Annotated in this window: 19 protein-coding genes; 14 read left to right on the top strand and 5 right to left on the bottom strand. The window is 61.3% G+C overall.

Annotated features, from left to right (window positions below; genetic code table 11):
- Positions 1-540 precede the first annotated feature (540 nt).
- Positions 541-903 (top strand): BON domain-containing protein, encoded by a 363-nt coding sequence (locus AWB64_RS26915; RefSeq protein ID WP_060858460.1) that lies wholly within the window; start codon positions 541-543, stop codon positions 901-903.
- A gap of 247 nt (positions 904-1,150) precedes the next feature.
- Entirely contained in the window at positions 1,151-3,274 is a 2,124-nt protein-coding gene (locus AWB64_RS26910) for a D-(-)-3-hydroxybutyrate oligomer hydrolase (protein WP_060858459.1), read from the top strand.
- An 8-nt stretch (positions 3,275-3,282) separates the two neighbouring features.
- On the opposite strand, the gene AWB64_RS26905 is transcribed toward AWB64_RS26910, so the two are convergent.
- On the bottom strand, positions 3,283-4,011 hold the full coding sequence (locus tag AWB64_RS26905; RefSeq protein WP_060858458.1) for a DUF2242 domain-containing protein: 729 nt from the start codon (positions 4,009-4,011) through the stop codon (positions 3,283-3,285).
- A gap of 164 nt (positions 4,012-4,175) precedes the next feature.
- On the opposite strand from AWB64_RS26905, the gene vapB reads away from it, so the two are divergent.
- The 4 genes from vapB to groL all read left to right on the top strand — a co-directional run bounded on the left by vapB (position 4,176) and on the right by groL (position 7,108).
- Positions 4,176-4,439 (top strand): type II toxin-antitoxin system VapB family antitoxin, encoded by a 264-nt coding sequence (vapB, locus tag AWB64_RS26900; RefSeq protein WP_060858472.1) that lies wholly within the window; start codon positions 4,176-4,178, stop codon positions 4,437-4,439.
- A complete protein-coding gene (locus tag AWB64_RS26895; RefSeq protein WP_060858457.1) occupies positions 4,436-4,861 on the top strand; it encodes a type II toxin-antitoxin system VapC family toxin in 426 nt (141 codons plus the stop codon). The genes vapB and AWB64_RS26895 overlap by 4 nt, the downstream gene beginning before the upstream one ends.
- 206 nt (positions 4,862-5,067) lie before the next feature.
- Positions 5,068-5,358: a co-chaperone GroES gene (locus AWB64_RS26890; RefSeq protein ID WP_031362728.1), complete on the top strand. Its 291-nt coding sequence runs from the start codon at positions 5,068-5,070 to the stop codon at positions 5,356-5,358.
- Positions 5,359-5,464: 106 nt separating this feature from the next.
- Positions 5,465-7,108, top strand: coding sequence for a chaperonin GroEL (groL, locus tag AWB64_RS26885; RefSeq protein ID WP_060858456.1), 1,644 nt, complete (start codon positions 5,465-5,467; stop codon positions 7,106-7,108).
- A gap of 126 nt (positions 7,109-7,234) precedes the next feature.
- On the opposite strand, the gene AWB64_RS26880 is transcribed toward groL, so the two are convergent.
- From AWB64_RS26880 to AWB64_RS26870, 3 genes are all read right to left on the bottom strand, one after another.
- Entirely contained in the window at positions 7,235-7,594 is a 360-nt protein-coding gene (locus AWB64_RS26880; RefSeq protein WP_082850642.1) for a hypothetical protein, read from the bottom strand.
- A 55-nt stretch (positions 7,595-7,649) separates the two neighbouring features.
- Entirely contained in the window at positions 7,650-8,390 is a 741-nt protein-coding gene (locus AWB64_RS26875) for a DUF72 domain-containing protein (protein ID WP_244164217.1), read from the bottom strand.
- A gap of 103 nt (positions 8,391-8,493) precedes the next feature.
- Entirely contained in the window at positions 8,494-9,363 is an 870-nt protein-coding gene (locus tag AWB64_RS26870; protein WP_060858453.1) for a hydroxymethylpyrimidine/phosphomethylpyrimidine kinase, read from the bottom strand.
- A 353-nt stretch (positions 9,364-9,716) separates the two neighbouring features.
- Between AWB64_RS26870 and AWB64_RS26865 the strand changes: the two genes are divergently transcribed.
- Together AWB64_RS26865 and AWB64_RS26860 are read left to right on the top strand one after the other, a co-directional pair.
- Positions 9,717-9,887, top strand: a complete 171-nt coding sequence (locus AWB64_RS26865) for a rubredoxin (RefSeq protein WP_025527884.1) — start codon at positions 9,717-9,719, stop codon at positions 9,885-9,887.
- 388 nt (positions 9,888-10,275) lie between these two features.
- Entirely contained in the window at positions 10,276-11,631 is a 1,356-nt protein-coding gene (locus tag AWB64_RS26860; RefSeq protein ID WP_060858452.1) for a hypothetical protein, read from the top strand.
- Positions 11,632-11,635: 4 nt separating this feature from the next.
- On the opposite strand, the gene AWB64_RS26855 is transcribed toward AWB64_RS26860, so the two are convergent.
- Complete coding sequence (locus AWB64_RS26855; protein WP_060858451.1) at positions 11,636-13,123, bottom strand: cryptochrome/photolyase family protein; 1,488 nt, start codon at positions 13,121-13,123, stop codon at positions 11,636-11,638.
- A 29-nt stretch (positions 13,124-13,152) separates the two neighbouring features.
- Here AWB64_RS26855 and AWB64_RS26850 point away from each other — a divergent pair, with 29 nt between their 5' ends.
- The 6 genes from AWB64_RS26850 to AWB64_RS26825 all read left to right on the top strand — a co-directional run bounded on the left by AWB64_RS26850 (position 13,153) and on the right by AWB64_RS26825 (position 17,943).
- Positions 13,153-13,731 carry a YqgE/AlgH family protein gene (locus AWB64_RS26850; protein WP_060858450.1) on the top strand — a complete coding sequence of 193 codons (579 nt, stop codon included), beginning with the start codon at positions 13,153-13,155 and terminating at the stop codon, positions 13,729-13,731.
- The gene (gene ruvX / locus AWB64_RS26845; RefSeq protein WP_060858449.1) at positions 13,728-14,192 is read left to right on the top strand and encodes a Holliday junction resolvase RuvX; all 465 of its coding nucleotides are present in this window, start codon (positions 13,728-13,730) and stop codon (positions 14,190-14,192) included. Before AWB64_RS26850 ends, ruvX begins: the two co-directional genes overlap by 4 nt.
- Positions 14,189-14,704, top strand: coding sequence for a bifunctional pyr operon transcriptional regulator/uracil phosphoribosyltransferase PyrR (gene pyrR / locus AWB64_RS26840; RefSeq protein ID WP_060858448.1), 516 nt, complete (start codon positions 14,189-14,191; stop codon positions 14,702-14,704). Before ruvX ends, pyrR begins: the two co-directional genes overlap by 4 nt.
- A gap of 77 nt (positions 14,705-14,781) precedes the next feature.
- Positions 14,782-15,813 carry an aspartate carbamoyltransferase catalytic subunit gene (locus tag AWB64_RS26835; protein WP_060858447.1) on the top strand — a complete coding sequence of 344 codons (1,032 nt, stop codon included), beginning with the start codon at positions 14,782-14,784 and terminating at the stop codon, positions 15,811-15,813.
- A gap of 3 nt (positions 15,814-15,816) precedes the next feature.
- Complete coding sequence (locus tag AWB64_RS26830; RefSeq protein WP_060858446.1) at positions 15,817-17,118, top strand: dihydroorotase; 1,302 nt, start codon at positions 15,817-15,819, stop codon at positions 17,116-17,118.
- 15 nt (positions 17,119-17,133) lie between these two features.
- Entirely contained in the window at positions 17,134-17,943 is an 810-nt protein-coding gene (locus AWB64_RS26825; protein WP_099050604.1) for a lysophospholipid acyltransferase family protein, read from the top strand.

Below are 17,943 nucleotides of genomic sequence, written 5' to 3'. Positions count from 1 at the left end.
GGTTACGACCCAATGCCTGTTTCAGCCGGCCCGAATTGTCGCCGATGGTACATGATCGGAAATCCGGCCGAATCAGGGGCACGCCCTAAGCCATGTTTATCCAGTATGAATTTTGTCGCGAGCGTCACGATAAACCCACGGATGCGTGTCATCGTGTTAAATGCTTTGCGCTTCTTGCAAGGCTGGATTAAATTGACGTTCGCCGCCGCAGAACCAGCGTCCGCGCCGCCCAACCGGCATTTCGGAGCAAACACTCCGTGCAGAACCGGCAGCGTCGCGCGATGTGCAGCAGCTCGTGTCCTGAGTCAACGGAGTGATATCCGTACAAGAACGGCCGGACATTCGTTTTTTTTTCGCCAGTCTCTCGCAACACCGTGTCGCCAGCATCGCCGGCTTTACCTGTGTGTTTCGACTTTCAAAGGTCGGGATTCATTGGGCGGGCCGCAAGATGTCGTAGCAAGCCGCTGGGTTGATGCGGTCCAAAAGAAGCACAAAGAAGTACAACTTTGCGAAGTCCAAAGCGAAACAAAAGGAGAAACCATGAAAGCAGTCGATATGTTGAAGGCGCTGGGCGTCGTGCTGTGCGTCGCGGTGGCGTCGAGCGCTTATGCTCAATCAAGCGATGCCGCGGCCACCACGGACGCGGCAACCGCCAAGGCTACGGCCAAGACCACCAAGAAGACCGACCGCAAGCTCGGTCTGGATGTGCGTCGTGCGTTGGGCAAGGCGCAGGGCATCGACGTGTCGAACATCTTCGTGCGCGCACGCGGCGGCGCTGTGACCCTGACGGGTTCGGTGCCGGACGGCGCGCAGATTCCGCAGGCCGAAGAAGTCGCGAAGGGCGTCGCCGGCGTGAAGTCGGTGTCGAACAAGCTGTCGCTCGCACCGCAAAACGGTTCGTGATGCAGGTCTGAACCTGCCGCCTTCCGAATGCCGCCGCATTGCTGTTGGCAACGCGGCGGTTGAAGGGGTTAAGTGGTTCAAAACGGGCTCCGGCGCTTCATGCGCTGGAGCCCGTTTTTATTTGCCGTCCTGATTTTGAAGGGTGGCCGGGTATTGCCGGGTAGCAGCGCCGCGCCGGTTTGTGTTTGAGTGACGCCAGTGCGTGGAGAACAAGCGCGCCCGGACAATAAGAATTCAGGGAGATGCCATGAAGCTATTCTTGGAGGCCACGACGCCCGTCGTGGCTGCGGCACGGATAACGGCGCTTGCTGCCGTGGCGGTTGGACTCGTGGCTTGCCACGGCAACGACGACAACAACAATGGTTCGCAAACCAATTCATTGCCGAGCTTTATTTCGGGTAGCGTCCGCACGCAAACCTACGACGGCAACACCGACGACCTCCTGACAGCGGGCCTTGGCAAGACCGGGCTGGCATCGGCGAGTGTGCCTGCCGTTGCCAACGCCTTGTCACCGACTGCGGAGGAGCTTAGGCGGCTCGCGATCTATTCGAACTATCGCGCGCTCGTGGATATGTCCGCGAACGGCGGCTACGGCCGTTTCTGGGGACCCAACGTGGACCTGAACGGCAACGATACTCTTGGCGAAGGCAAGATCGCCGGCAAGGAATATCTCGCCTTCGCCGACGATGGCAGCGGCAAAAAAAACGTGAGCCTGCTCGTGCAGATCCCGGCGAGTTTCAATCCGGATCAGCCGTGCATTGTGACGGCTACATCGTCGGGTTCTCGCGGCGTGTACGGGGCGATATCGGCGGCGGGTGAATGGGGCTTGAAGCGCGGCTGCGCGGTCGCCTACACCGACAAAGGCAGCGGCAACGGCGCGCACGAACTGGCGACGGACCTCATCACCCTGATAGACGGCACCTTGTCCGGCGCGGCGGCCGCGGGCAAGACCAGCGAGTTCACGGCGAATCCGGGCGCGACGAGCATCGCCGCGTTCAATGCGCAATTTCCCAATCGATACGCTTTCAAGCACGCGCACTCGCAGCAGAATCCGGAGAAAGACTGGGGCACGAATACGCTTCAGGCGATCCAGTTCGCATACTGGGCGCTCAACGATACCTACGGCTCACTCGACGGCACTACCCGAAAGACGCGATATAACCGCGGCGATGTGACGACCATAGCGGCGTCGGTGAGCAATGGCGGCGGCGCGTCGCTTGCCGCAGCCGAGCAGGACACGCAAGGCTGGATCACGGCTGTCGTGGTCGGCGAGCCGCAGATCAACCTGAAGGTTCCTTCGCAGGTATCGGTGCGCCAGGGCGGCGTGCCGGTGGCGTCGTTCGGACGGCCGCTCGCCGACTACATGTCGCTCGCCAACCTGCTGCAGCCTTGCGCGGCGCTCGCGCCGGCGGCCGCCGGCGCGCCTTATCTCACCGCGTTGCCGCTGACCACGACGACCGCCATACGCACAGCCCGATGCGCGTCCCTGGCAGTCAACGGCGTGATTTCCGGCGGCGATGTGACGAGCCAGGCGAACAGTGCATTGGCCCAGTTGCATCAGGCCGGCTACCTGACGGACTCGGACCTTCTGCAGGCGGCCATGTGGGATTCGCAGGCCGTGCCCGCGGTTGCCGTGACTTACGCCAATGCCTACACGCAGTCGAGCGTGACCGACAACCTGTGCAACTTCAGTTTCGGCACGACCAATGCGCTTACCGGCGCGGCGGGCGTGACGCCGCTCGTTTCGCCCATGCCAACGGTCTTTGGCAACGGCAACGGCGTGCCACCGACCAATGGCATCAATCTCGTCTATAACGCGGGGAATTCGGGCGCGGCGGATCACCGGCTCGCCACCGCCGATGCCAGTTTTGCCGGCGCGTTCTGTGTGCGCGGCTTATGGACGAACGGCGACTCGCGGATGACGGCGAGCGTCGATGCAATCCGGGTGAATGCGAACCTGCGCGGGAAGCCGGCGATCATCGTGCAGGGCCGCTCGGACACGCTCGTGCCGATCAACCATGCGTCGCGCCCGTACGCCGCCATGAACAAGCTCGCCGAGGGCAACGCGAGCAACCTGTCGTTCTACGAGGTGACGAACGGCCAGCATTTCGATGCTTTCTTAAGCGTCGCGGGTTTCGATAATCGCTTCATCCCGCTGCACTATTACAACCTGCAGGCGTTGAACCTGATGTGGGCGCATTTGAAGAGCGGCGCGCCGCTGCCGCCTTCGCAGGTCGTGCGTACTGTGCCGCGAGGCGGCGCGGCGGGGGCGGCGCCGGCTTTGTCGGTGGCGAATCTGCCGGCGATTTCCGCCGCGCCCGGTGGAAACGAGATCACGTTCGGGGGCGGCGCGGTGAATGTGCCGAACTAGGACGCGCTTCAAGGCGTTGGCGATGACGCGGGCGCGGGCGCTGGCTGTACCGCGGCCGTTGCTGCCGTTGCTGCCGTTGCCGGCGCATTCACAACCGGCGTCTGCACGACGATAGGCGTCGGCGTGAGTTCAGGCGAATTCAATATCAGCGATGGCGCGAGCGGACGGCTGGTGACATCGTCGCCGGGAATGGGGGAACTGCGCGGCACGGTGCGCAGATAATGGCCGACAAGACCAAAAAACCGGTCATAGAACTTCCCTGCGGGCACGGTTTCGCTTGAGATCTTGACCATGGAATCGCTGTTCGAGCGGATCGGCAGCGACAGCGACCCGAGCACGCTCAATCCAACGCTCGCCGATGTATCGCTTTTCTTCAGCGTATAGCCGTCCTGCACGGCATTCACATACGCGATGCTCGTATTGCTCGCATTCTCACCGGGCGTGCAGACCACGTGAAACGACACTACGACGTGCGTTTCCGGCGTTGGCTGGAAGTTCTTGGTGGCATCGACGGTATCGGGTTGCGCCATGGTCGTCATGTAACCCTGGCTCAGCAACGCCCGGCGCGACGCTTCGCAGGTTTCCTGGCTGGTCGCGTCGTAGTTGTGCGCGAAGGGACTCACGCCGGTGGAGAACATTTCCGCCTGATAACTCGGCGTGGGCGCGGCCTTGCCGCCGCATGCAACGAGAAACAGCGCGGGCAGGGCGAGGACGAGGCGGGAAAACGGGTTGTACATGACAGTCGGCGGGACGAAACAAAGGACATCGGCGGCGTAGATTGTAGTGCGGGGCGAGGGCGGACGTAAAAGGCATTAATTTACAAGGCATTAACTTGACATATGTCGACATACGCCTTACCTTTGATTTCTCGCAGCGCGTTTTCAACACGGAGGGGTTTTCAATGCGAACCGTATCTATTTTCAAAAACAATGCAAATCAGGCCGTCCGAATTCCAAAAGATATGCAATTCGAAGGAGTAACCGAACTTGAGATCCAACGTGAAGGGGACACCATTTTGTTGCGCCCGGTTCGGCCAAACTGGACTTCGTTCGCTGCCGAACCTATCGCGGACAGCGACTTCCTGATGGAGCGATCTAACGTTATCCAGACCGGACGCTTTGATCTCTCCGGCATGGATGATGAATCAGGAGAGCCTGCCCGGTGACACAGTTGTACATGCTCGACACAAATATTTGCTCGTTCATCATGCGAGAGCGCCCAGCGGAAGTCCTGGCCAAGTTGCAAAACTGCGTTAATGCCCAGAACAGAATCTTTATTTCTGCAATTACGTACGCAGAAATGCGTTTTGGCTCGATCGGGAAAAAGGCTTCGCCAAAACACGCCGGCCTGGTTTCCGCATTCGTTGCACGGCTGGACGGAATATTGCCTTGGGATGGCTCGGCCGTCGATGAAACAACGCGCGTGAGAGTCGAACTGGCAAGTAGAGGCACGCCGATTGGCGACAACGATTCCGCGATTGCCGGCCATGCGTTGGCCGCCGGTACTGTCTTGGTGACGAACAATGTCCGGGAATTCATCCGCGTGCCCGGCCTGCGGATCGAGGACTGGGCGACGCCCGCACCCTAGTACAACCGCAGCCTCGCGCCCTCGGACATCTATTTATCGTCTTTCTCCCACACCCTTCTTGAAATTACCGATCGCTGTGCCATATACTTGGCACTCGTCGCACGAGAGTGCTAACAGTTTTCCGGCCGGTGGTTTCATATGCGGTTCAATGAGCCGCCGTACGGGTTTCCCGCGTTTTTATAGTCTCAGTTAAGAGAGGAGTGTGTATGAACCTTCGTCCTTTGCACGATCGCGTCATCGTCAAGCGTCTGGATCAGGAAACCAAGACTGCCTCGGGCCTTATCATCCCCGACGCTGCAGCCGAAAAGCCGGATCAAGGCGAAATCCTGGCCGTCGGCCCGGGCAAGCGCGATGACAAGGGTACGCAAAACGCCCTCGACGTCAAAGTGGGCGACCGCGTGCTGTTCGGTAAGTACGCTGGTCAGACCGTCAAGGTCGACGGCAATGAACTGCTCGTGATGCGCGAAGAAGACATCATGGCCGTTCTGGTCAAGTAATCACCTTCAAGCCTGCGGCTCCCGGGCCGGTGCGATCGAGTCGCTCATGCGAGTCTCGCCCAGCCTGGAAAAGCCCGAAAACTGAAACGAATCAAGGAGTTTGAATATGGCAGCTAAAGAAGTCGTATTTGGCGATATCGCCCGTGCAAAGATGGTTGAAGGCGTGAACATCCTGGCCAACGCGGTCAAGGTCACGCTGGGCCCGAAGGGCCGCAACGTGGTTCTGGAACGCAGCTTCGGCGGCCCGACGGTCACGAAGGACGGTGTTTCGGTCGCTAAAGAAATCGAACTGAAAGACAAGCTCCAGAACATGGGCGCGCAAATGGTGAAGGAAGTTGCTTCCCGCACCAGCGACAACGCCGGCGACGGCACGACCACGGCTACGGTTCTGGCCCAGTCGATCGTCCGCGAAGGCATGAAGTACGTTGCATCGGGCATGAACCCGATGGACCTGAAGCGCGGCATCGACAAGGCAGTGACCGCTGCTATTGAAGAACTGCGCAAGATCAGCAAGCCTTGCACGACGAACAAGGAAATCGCTCAAGTTGGCGCGATTTCGGCCAACAGCGATTCGTCGATTGGTGACCGCATTGCAGAAGCAATGGACAAGGTCGGCAAGGAAGGCGTGATCACGGTTGAAGACGGCAAGTCGCTGGAAGACGAGCTGGACGTGGTTGAAGGCATGCAATTCGACCGTGGCTACCTGTCGCCGTACTTCATCAACACGCCGGAAAAGCAAGTTGCCGTGCTCGAAAACCCGTTCGTGCTGCTGCACGACAAGAAGGTTTCGAACATCCGTGACCTGCTCCCGATCCTGGAACAAGTTGCGAAGGCTGGCCGTCCGCTGCTGATCATCGCTGAAGATGTAGAAGGCGAAGCACTGGCCACGCTGGTTGTGAACAACATTCGCGGCATCCTGAAGACCGTTGCTGTCAAGGCTCCGGGCTTTGGCGACCGTCGCAAGGCCATGCTGGAAGACATCGCGATCCTGACCGGTGGTCAAGTCATCGCTGAAGAAACCGGCCTGACGCTGGAAAAGGCGACGCTGGCTGAGCTGGGTTCGGCCAAGCGCATCGAAGTGGCGAAAGAAAACACCACGATCATCGACGGCGCTGGCGAAGCGGTGAACATCGAAGCGCGCGTGAAGCAGGTTCGCACGCAGATCGAAGAAGCAACGTCGGATTACGACCGTGAAAAGCTGCAGGAACGCGTAGCCAAGCTGGCTGGCGGCGTTGCAGTGATCAAGGTTGGCGCTGCTACCGAAGTCGAAATGAAGGAAAAGAAGGCACGTGTTGAAGACGCACTGCACGCAACGCGCGCGGCTGTGGAAGAAGGCATCGTGGCTGGCGGCGGTGTTGCGCTGATCCGCGCTCGTCTGGCACTGAAAGACCTGAAGGGCACGAACGCCGATCAGGACGCCGGCATCAAGATCGTGCTGCGCGCAATGGAAGAGCCGCTTCGCCAGATCGTCACGAACGGCGGCGAAGAAGCCAGCGTCGTGGTGGCAGCGGTTGCAGCCGGTACGGGCAACTTTGGCTACAACGCAGCAACGGGCGAGTACGTCGACCTGGTGGAAGCCGGTGTTGTGGACCCGACCAAGGTGACGCGTACGGCACTGCAAAACGCGGCATCGGTGGCAGGTCTGCTGCTGACGACCGACTGCGCCGTGTCGGAACTGCCGAAGGAAGATGCGCCGATGGGCGGCGGCGGAATGCCGGGCGGCATGGGCGGCATGGGCATGGACATGTAATTTCGGCGTCTGCCGGAATTGCGTGAGAACGCGGGCTTCTTCGGGAGCTTGCGTTTGCCTGAAGAAAAACCCGCATCGGGCAACCGATGCGGGTTTTTTCATTTCATTTGACCTGCGAGGCGCGCGCTATTTGCTGTTCTGCTCGCGCATCTGTTCGGCGGCCGCCTTGTAGTCGTAGGTTGGATAGAACTCCGTTCTGTAGCCGCCCCACGCGGTGTTTTCGATAGCGCGGTTCACTTCGCGCAATTTGTCGGCGGGAACGCGCAATGTCACAACCTGGCCGATCCCCATCATCACGTACCACGAAACAACCTGAACGCCCGGTGGCGGAAACGCCTTGAAGTAGCCCTGTTCCTTCAACTGCTGGTTGATCTGCGGCAGCGTTTTGGATTCATCGTGCTTGAGGAAGATGGTGAGCAGGAAAGTTCCGTCGCCGACCGGCGCGGCCGTATTCGTTGCGCCCGGCGCGGGCGCTGTCTGCGCCATTGCCGATGTCAAACCGCCAGCCAGAAACAAAGCAGCGCTCAGCCACTTCATGTACTCACGCATCGATTTTCTCCTTTGCGGCAACAGGTCGTTTGGGACGGGCATTCACTGCACGGCGGCTTTTAACGCGTAACGCGTTGAACTGCGCGGCGCCGGCGGCGGTGTTGTCGAAGATGCACCATACCTCGCGCGCTTTCTTCGCCCGGTCGTGCAGCGTGAGCGCGAGGGCATCGAGATAAGGATATTCATAGGATGACCGATACACCTCCGGCGAGCCATGCAGCCGGAAGTACCCAAGAGACGTATCCGCCCGATGCCTGATCGCGCAATCGTCGGGCTGCGGATCGGCATCTACGTAAGCGATGGTTTTCGACTTCAGCAGCGTGGCGGCGTCTTTCGCGAACCAGCTTTCGTGACGTGCTTCCAGCGCAATGGGAATCCGGGTGCGCTCGCGCATCGATGTAAAAAACGCTTCGGCTTCGTCAGCGTTGAACGCGAGACTGGGCGGCAATTGCACGAGCCAGCAACCGAGTGCATCGCCCAGTTGGGTTGCGGATTCGAGGAATGCGTCGAGCAGCGGTTCGCAGGAAACGAGACGTGCATCGTGCGTAATGGCTTTCGGAATCTTCACCGAAAAGCGAAACGTGTCCGGCACGCTGTCGCGCCATCGCGCATAGGTTTCGGGACGATGCGGCCGATAAAAACTCGAGTTGATTTCAACGCACGTCAGCACCTGCGAGTAGCGGGCGAGATGCGTGCCGTCGCCGGGGAAATGTTCGCCGACGGCATCCGACAATCCCCATCCGGCGCAACCTATGCGGACTGCACCGGGGTGTTTCTTGAGTGACGGGAGCGAAGCTTTGCGCAGCGGCATATTTTAGTTTCGCTCCAGTTCAGTGTCAGTGGCGTGCTTCGCCGGGTGCGACGGGCGGCGCGTCGACCACCACGGGCGGCGTCTCTTCGTCATCGTTCGAACGGGCCCAAAAGAATCGATCCGGCAAATAAGCGCCCATGCCGGGCCTGAAGGCGGCTCGCGTCGCCTGAAAAACGTATTCTTGCGCTTCGCGCGCGGCTTCCGCCGGTTCCTGCCCGTTTGCCAGCAGCGCGGCAATCGCCGAGCCGAGCGTGTCGGTAATCCCCATCATGCGATGTTCGGTGCGATCCCATGTGTCCTGCCGGATCTGGCCTTCCTCGCCGTACAGCGTGTTGACGTGCCGGTGCGTGCCCGTTTCCGTTGCCAGGATGTACTCGCAGCCTTGTGACAGCAGATGCGAAATCGCGGCGTCGAGCGTGGGCGCTTCGGCGTCACCGTCGGGCTGCGCGAGTTGCAGGAGGGTAGCCAGATCGGCGACCAGCATGGTGGTTTGCGGCACCAGCAAATCGGCCATCGACTCCCGCAATTCGTCCGCAGCCAGCACGTGTTCGTCGTCGAGCGTGAAATCAGGGGCGAGGATCAGCGGCACGTCATCGTAGTCCGCAACGACTTCCGCTATGGCGCTCACGACCTCCGCGCGCGTCGCCGCGCCGATCTTGAACGCCGCCACGGGCATATCTTCCAGCAACATGCGGGCCTGGGTGCCCACGGTTTCGGGATCGAGACCGGTGACTTCGTCGCAGGTCGCGGAATCGCGCACGGTAAAGCCCGTGAGGACGGTCAGGCCGTGGCAGCCCATGCTCGCGAGCGTCAGGAGGTCCGCCTGCAGGCCGGAGCCGCCGGTCGGGTCGGACAGGCCGAAGGTAAGAACAATAGGAGGGGTATCGCTGGGCATCGAGTGACTTTTTCTGGTCTTTCGGCTAAAGCGGGTCTGCGCAGCCGGAAAAATGGGTTGGTGCAAACGGCACGATTATGCGGCCTAAAGTCGCCTCGCCACACCATCCAGGCACTTTTTCCGGCGATCAGGCGCAATCGGCCCGGAAGTTGAGCGAACAGAAACGGCGCACAGGGTGCAATACTTGCTGCGATGACGGGCGCGCCAGTCGCGACAGTGCGGGCGCATGCCGTTGATCCCGATCATGGTGAACACCCGGCCGATCGTCTAACGCTGCTGCATTGCTAGGCATCGCGGCGGCAAACCGGTACCATCATGCACTCATTTAACCGACTCCCCGACGCGACATAAGCATGGAATACAGAAGCTGGATGTGCCTGATTTGTGGCTGGATTTATGACGAAGAAGCCGGTTTGCCAGAGGAAGGCATCGCGCCCGGCACTCGCTGGGAGGACGTTCCAATCAATTGGACATGTCCCGAATGCGGCGCCCGCAAGGAAGACTTCGAGATGGTTCAGATCTGAGCACAGGCTCGGGCGGGTTGCAGGAAAACCGGAAAAACCGCGCCGCATGGATGGGATGCCGTCATGCGGCGCGCGTTGTTTACAGTAGTAGAAGCTCTAGTTTCAAACGCGCTGAGTCAGCGCGGAAAGGACGTGCGGTACAACGTGGCGCCACGAGGCGGCAAGCAGCGCGACCACAGGCGCGGGTTCTGGCTTGGAGTATCCGGCCAGACACGCTAAAAAGCGCCAATCCGCAGAAGTGTTCGGCCAGGGAAAACGATTCGGCAAACGTAGGTCCGGGTGTGTATCGCAAGATGTGAGCAGCATGTTGTAAGCGGGATGTGCCCGGGTTCGACCCTGATCCATCCGACGAAACGGCCTGCGCCGTCTGTCGGCTCGTGAGCGTTCCATGACTACTCTGTCCGGCTTGACCAACACGTTCCACGCATTGCCCAATCCGCGCGGCGGCGCGGTGCGGATTGCAGAAATGGCGCTGACCGACGCGCAGCACGCGTTCATGCGCGACGGCGACACGCTCGGTGTCTTGCGCCGCGCCATTGGCGCGTTGCAGGCGGCGGGCTGGCTGCCCGCGCAGCGTTTCGCCGAAACGCTGGTGCTGGTGTCGCCGCTCGCGGGGTTATCGGAGAAAACGCGCAACCAGTTTGCCGAGGCGTTACGCGACTTCGGATTCGCGGTCGAGCGCCGCAACTTGCGTGAACTGGCGTGCTCCACGCTGCTTTTCGATCACTATCGCGGGCTGCACGCGCTGATGGCGACGCATACCCGCGCGGCACCGGTTTCCTTCGATGACCTTGCGCTCGCTGGCCGCGCTATTGCGCCTGCCACGCTGCGGGCCGTGTCCGAAGAGCGCCTTGCGCGCGTGCGCGCGCATTACGAACGCGCGCTGCTGGTGCTGCTGCGCTCCAGGGTGGACGAGGAGACCGGGCGCGCCGAAACCACGTCCATCCTCGACGCGTGTCTCGCCGATCTCGCCGGCCCCGATCCCTACGACTTCTGGCGTCTTGCCGGCGCGGTGGTGCAGGCGCTGCGCTTGCAGCCAGACGCCGACAACGCCGCCGACGCTCGCCGCCTATACGCGCGCTTCAACCTGATACTCGCCGACCAGGCGCATGGCCTGACGCACGCGCCCAAATCCCTCGTGCGCGCGGCGCTCGCGTTGCTGTGGCGCGATTACGCGTTATATGGCGCGTCGGCGGAGGATTCCGCCCAGGTCGACGTGCTGCGCGACTACGGCCTGACTGTCCACTGGCATGTCGCGGGTACGCAGGCGTCCGAGGACGCGTGGGAAAAAACTGCGGAGCAGGCGCGCGATGCATCCACTCGCGACCTGGGCGTGCTGCGCGTGAACGCGGCGGCCTACGAGGATTTCCTGGCGAGCGCCGAGCCGGCCATCGGCGCATTGATCGAGCATGGGGCGGCAGCCCGGGAAGCGGGGCGTATCGATGTGCAGGCGGCCATCAAGGCAGCCGACGCCGCATACCGGCTGGGCTCGGCGGCATGCGCGCTGGGCCTGGGCCACGTCGCGCTGCTTGCCGACACACTGGGCCTTGCTTGGCGGCGAATTGCATACGAGGCGCAAATGATGACCGGCGGGCAGCCGCTGGATGCCGCCGTGCCCGAGCGCGCCGCTCAAGCGCTCGGAGCCATGCTGCATCAGGCGGCGGCCGGGATTGCGCCGTCGGAGGGCGGCGCATCGGTGGCGGCGCTGACGGTGATGATCGAGCGCGGCCTGGCGGTGCGCTGACTTTTCATTCGTCGTCGGCGGCGTCGGGTCCGAAAGAAGCGCTTTTTACCACCGCATACCGCGCCAGCGTGGTCTTGCGGGCGGTATCGTGATCGACTACGGGCATGGGGTACTCCGCGCCCAACGAGATTTTCGCCGCCTTCAGCGCGTCCGGCTTCGCTTTCCACGGTGCGTGGATGTCTTTGTCGGAGAGGGCGGCGAGTTCCGGCACGTAATGGCGTATGAACTTGCCGTTGGCATCGAATTTCTCCGACTGCGTGATCGGATTGAAAATGCGGAAATACGGCTGGGCGTCGCAGCCGCTGGAAGACGCCCACTGCCACCCGCCATTATTCGATGACAACTCGAAGTCGTTCAGCAGCGCTTCGAAATACTGTTCCCCGCGACGCCAGTCCAGCCCGAGATCCTTCGTGAGAAAACTCGCGACCACCATGCGCAGCCGGTTGTGCATATAGCCCGACGAATTGATCTGGCGCATGGCGGCATCGACTAACGGATAGCCCGTGCGGCCTTCGCACCATGCGGCGAAATTGCTGTCGGCGGCGTCGCCGCTTTCCCATTCGATACGGTCATACACCGCCTTGAACGCCTGGTGATCGCCGGGCACGCCGACCTGCGGAAAATGGTGCAGCACGGAAAAGTAAAAATCGCGCCAGATGAGTTCGGACAGCCATGTCTCGGCGCCCCGGTTGCCGTGGCGCTGCGCGTCATGCGCGGTCCGGGCAAGCGCGCGAACCGAGATCGTTCCGTGCCGCAAATGCACGCTGAGGTAGCTCGGACCTTTCACCGATGGAAAATCTCGCGTCCGGTCGTAATCGGCCATACGGTCGTGGAAATCATCGAATAGCTGATAGGCGCCGCTCGTGCCTGCGGGCAACGCTGGCGCGTGCTCCTTGCTGAACCCCAGCGCTTCCAGCGATGGAATCCCGTGCTTCACGCCGGCCGGCGGCTTGGCCAACGCGGACAAATTCTCTTCCGACGCGTACGGTTTCAGCGCATCCGGCGTAAGCGATGCCAGCCAGTTGCGCTTGTACGGCGTGAAAACCGTGTAGGGCTTGCCGGCGCCCGTCAGCACATCGTCCTGATGAAAAATGGTCTGGTCCTTGAACGTGAAAAACGCAACGTCCGCGCTTGCCAGTTTTTTCCCGATCGCCTCGTCGCGCGCTTTTGCGGACGGCTCATAATCGCGATTGGCGAATACGGCGTTCACGCCGCATTCGCGCGCGAGCTCGAGAATTTCATGCAATGGCACGCCATGACGCACGATCAGGCCGCCGCCGGCTTCGCGCAGCGACTTGTCGAGTTCGATCAGGCTGGCATGAATAAACGGCACGCGGCGATCGTTTTTCGATAAAGGCGACAGAATTTCGCGGTCGAAAACGAAGGCGCACAGCACCCGGCGACAGCGTGTTACTGCGTGATAGAGTGCAGCATGGTCTGCTACGCGCAGGTCTCGCCGAAACCAGACAAGTCCCAGTTCAAAGTCGGCCATCAAGTATCGCCTTTGTTAAAATCCGAATCATGTCCAAGACACCCGATCGCATCAACTTGACCAATCAGTTCCTGATCGCCATGCCCAGCATGGCCGATCCCACGTTCTCGGGGACTGTAGTCTACCTTTGCGATCACAGCGAGCGTGGTGCGCTCGGCCTGGTGATCAACCGGCCGACCGACATCGACCTCCAATCGCTTTTCAATCGAATCGACCTGAAGCTCGAGATCGAGCCGCTCGTGCATTTGCCCGTCTATTTCGGCGGACCGGTGCAGACGGAGCGCGGTTTCGTGCTGCACGATCCCGCCGATGGCGATGTCTACACATCGTCCATGAGCGTGCCCGGCGGCCTTGCCATGACCACGTCGAAAGACGTGCTCGAAGCGGTTGCGAGCGGCAAGGGTCCCGAGCGCTTCCTGCTCACGCTCGGCCATGCCGGCTGGGGCGCGGGGCAACTGGAAGAGGAAATTTCCAAGAACGGCTGGCTGACGGTGGAAGCCGATCCGCGCATCGTCTTCGACGTGCCTGCCGAGGACAAGTTGCAGGCGGCGTTGTCGTTGCTGGGGGTGTCGCTGTCCATGCTGTCGGGCGAAGCGGGCCACGCATGACGGGTGACGGCGGGGGTGACACACGTATTGAAGCTACGTTGCTTGCCTTCGACTACGGCGAAAAGCGCATTGGCGTGGCGGTTGGCAATACGTTGACGCAGCATGCGCGGGCGCTCACCGTGCTCGAAAACCGCAGCCGGGAGTATCGGTTCGAAGCGATTGGCCAGTTGATCGCCGAGTGGAATCCGCGCACCGTGGTCGTCGGCCTGCCCATGCACCCGGACGGCACGCCGCACGAAATGACCCAACTGGCCACGCGTTTTGGTAACCAGTTGAACGGCCGATTCAGTGTGCCGGTGAGCTGGGTGGACGAGCGGTATTCGTCGGTGGAAGCGAAGGCCGAATTGAAGCGCAACGGCGTGAAAACGAACGCGAAGGGCCGTTATGACGACATCGACGCCGAAGCCGCCCGCGTCATTCTCCAACAGTATTTCGACCAACTTTCCGACGATCGATCATGAGTTCCATTGACGCCGAGGCGTTGTACCGCGAGTTGCTCGGGCAGGTTCGCGCGGCTTATGGTGAATCGCTTTCGCAAGCCGGCGCTCCCGTGCTTGCCGGCATCTACAGCGGCGGCGTCTGGCTCGCCGAGCGGCTGGCGAAAGATCTTAACGTAGCCGGAATCGGCGTGATCAACGTGTCGCTGCATCGCGATGACTACGCGAAGAAAGGCTTGCATAGCCAGGCCAGCCCGACTTCCCTGCCGTTCGAAATCGATAACGCGAAAATCCTGCTGATCGACGACGTGCTGTCCACCGGACGCACCGTGCGCGCCGCCGTCAACGAGCTTTATGACTACGGCCGCCCGGCACGGGTCGAACTTGCCGTGCTCGCCGATCGCGGCGGCCGCGAATTGCCCATGGCTGCACGCTTCACCGGCGGCATGGTCGATGTACCGGCGAACGCCAATCTCGTGCTCACGCAGCGCGACGACGGTTCGCTTTCGTTCAGCATTGAAGCACGCACGGAATAAAGCACGTCCATAAGCGCGCGCAGGCACGCGCGATAAGCATCTCTTCTTGTCACGAATCAAGCACGACCAGGATCCACATGAACACGGCCACTCAGGGTTCTGCCGAAAGCCGGGCGCCGGACAGAAAGCCGGCGGCAACGCGTCCCGGCTTTCTCAAGGGCAATCCGCAGCTTACGAAAAACGGCGAACTCAAGCATCTGCTCACCATTGAAGGACTGCCGCGCGCCATCGTCACGCATATTCTCGATACCGCCGAACAGTTCGTCAGCGTGACCGATCGCGAGATCAAGAAAGTGCCGCTGCTGCGCGGCAAGTCGGTCTTCAACCTGTTCTTCGAAAATTCCACGCGCACCCGGACCACGTTCGAGATCGCCGCGAAGCGCCTTTCAGCTGATGTGCTGAACCTGAATATCAATGCATCGTCCACGAGCAAGGGCGAGTCGCTGCTCGACACCATCAACAACCTTTCGGCCATGCACGCCGACATGTTCGTCGTGCGTCATGCGTCGAGCGGCGCGCCGTATCTGATCGCCGAGCATTGCGCGCCGCACGTGCACGTGATCAACGCCGGCGACGGGCGCCATGCGCACCCGACGCAAGGTCTGCTCGACATGTACACCATTCGCCACTACAAGAAGGATTTCCGGAATCTGCGTGTGGCAATAGTCGGCGACATCCTGCATTCGCGGGTTGCGCGTTCGGACATTCATGCGCTGACCACGCTTGGCGTGCCGGAAGTTCGGGCTATCGGGCCGCGTACCTTGCTGCCGGGCAACCTCAACGAGATGGGCGTGCACGTCTATCACAACCTAGACGAAGGCCTGAAGGGTGTCGACGTGATCATCATGTTGCGGTTGCAGAACGAGCGCATGAGCGGCGCGTTGCTGCCTTCGGCGCAAGAGTATTTCAAGTCGTGGGGATTGACGCCCGAGCGTCTCGCGCTGGCTGCGCCCGATGCCATCGTGATGCATCCGGGACCGATGAATCGCGGCGTCGAAATCGATTCGCAGGTCGCCGATGGTCCGCAGTCGGTGATTCTCAATCAGGTCACCTTCGGGATCGCCGTGCGCATGGCGGTAATGGGCATTGTTGCGGGCAACAGCGATTAATCCATGAACATACATATCCAGGGCGGAACGCTCATTGACCCGGCCGCGGGCACGGAAACCCTTGCCGATGTGTTTATTTCGGCGGGGAAGATCGTGGGTATTGGCAATGCGCCCGCTGACTTTCACGCAACGCGCACCTTCGATGCAAAAGGACTCGCCATTGCGCCGGGTTTTGTCGACCTGAGCGCGCGGCTTCGCGAGCCCGGATTCGAGCACAAGGCGACGCTCGAATCAGAAATGGCGGCGGCCGCGGCGGGCGGGGTGACGAGCCTCGTGTGTCCGCCCGACACCGATCCCGTTCTCGATGAACCCGGTCTCGTGGAAATGCTGCGTTTTCGCGCGCAGAAGCTGCATCAGGCGCATGTGTATCCGCTGGGCGCGCTGACCGTAGGGCTCAAGGGTGAAGCAATCACCGAAATGGTCGAGTTGACGGAATCGGGATGCATCGGCTTTTCGCAGGCCGACACGCCTATTGTCGATACCCGCACGCTGCTGCGCGCGCTGCAGTATGCGACCACTTACGGTTATGCCGTGTGGCTGCGGCCGCAGGACGGCTACATGGCGCGCGGCGGGGTGGCGGCAAGTGGCGCGGTGGCGTCGCGGCTCGGCTTGTCGGGCGTGCCGGTTTCGGCGGAAACCATTGCGCTGCACACCATTTTCGAGCTGGTCCGCGTGTCGGGCGCGCGCGTGCATTTGTCGCATTTGTCTTCTGCGGCGGGCGTGGCGCTCGTGCGTCAGGCAAAGGCCGAAGGCCTCGCCATAACCTGCGATGTCACCATCAACCACGTTCATCTGACGGATATGGACATCGGTTATTTCAACTCGCAGTTTCGCCTCGATCCGCCGCTGCGCTCGCAGCGCGATCGCGACGCGATTCGCGCGGGACTGGCCGATGGCACCATCGACGCGATCTGTTCCGATCACACACCGCTCGATGACGACGACAAGCTGCTGCCTTTCGCCGAAGCTACGCCGGGCGCGACGGGTCTGGAACTGCTGCTGTCGCTGACGGTGAAGTGGGCGCGCGAGGCCAATGTGCCATTGTCCAAAGCGCTGACGCGCATCACGAATGCGCCGGCCAGCGTGCTCAAGCTGGACGCGGGACGCGTTGCAGTGGGCGACACGGCCGACCTTTGCCTCTTCGATCCCGCCGCCGAATGGCTGGTCGAACCGGCCACGCTGAAAAGCCAAGGACACAACTCGCCGTTCCTTGGTTATGAACTGCCGGCGCGCGTGAAGGCGACGATTGTCGCGGGACATATTGCGTATGACGCGCCGCATGAAACGCTTTATGAAACGCGATAGCGGCTGGGGATCCTGATCATGTTCGCCTTTCGCAAGCTCCATATTGTTGCGCATCTGCTGCACGGTATGTTCACCGTGGCGACGCGCTTTCCCAAGGCGACGCCGCAAACGCGCATGGAACTGAACCGCGCATGGTCCATTGAAATGTTGCGTCGATGCGGCATGAAACTCGTGGTTCACAACGATCAGGCGCGGCTCGACAGCGGCGCGCTGGTCGTCGGCAATCATGTGTCGTGGATCGATATCTACGTGGTCAATGCATGGCGGCCGACGCCGTTTGTATCGAAAGCGGAAGTGCGGCAATGGCCGGTGGTCGGGTGGCTTGCACAGCAACTCGACACGATCTTTCTTCAGCGCGAAAAACGCAGCGATGCAAAACGCATCATGCATGAGCTTTCCGAGCGCCTGAAGCGCGGCGAATTGATGTGCGTGTTCCCGGAAGGGACTACATCGGCGGGCACGGAGTTGCTGCCGTTTCATTCCAATCTGTTCCAGGCGGCAGTGTCGGCGGGATGTCCCGTACAGCCGATTTGCCTCATGTACGAAGATGGGAATGGCAGGCAGTCGGAGGCGCCGGCTTATATCGATGACCTGACGCTGGGTTTTACGCTCGACGCCATGCTGCGCGACAAGCCGCTGACCGCGCATCTTTACGTCTGCGACGCGATCGCCGCGGGGGCTGATCGAAGGGTGCTGGCGAAGGATGCGCAGGCGGCGGTGGAGACGGCGTTGCGCAGGATGCAGGCGGGGTTGAGCGTGGCGCCGGTGGTCGAGGAAGAAGCGGCCCATTCTGCGGATCTTGAAGGGCTTACGCCCGGGCACTGA

It is taken from the genome of Caballeronia sordidicola (genome assembly GCF_001544455.2).
Lineage (GTDB): Bacteria > Pseudomonadota > Gammaproteobacteria > Burkholderiales > Burkholderiaceae > Caballeronia > Caballeronia sordidicola.
The sequence above is the reverse complement of the archived record's forward strand: the minus strand, read 5'-3'. Positions and strand labels throughout refer to the sequence as shown.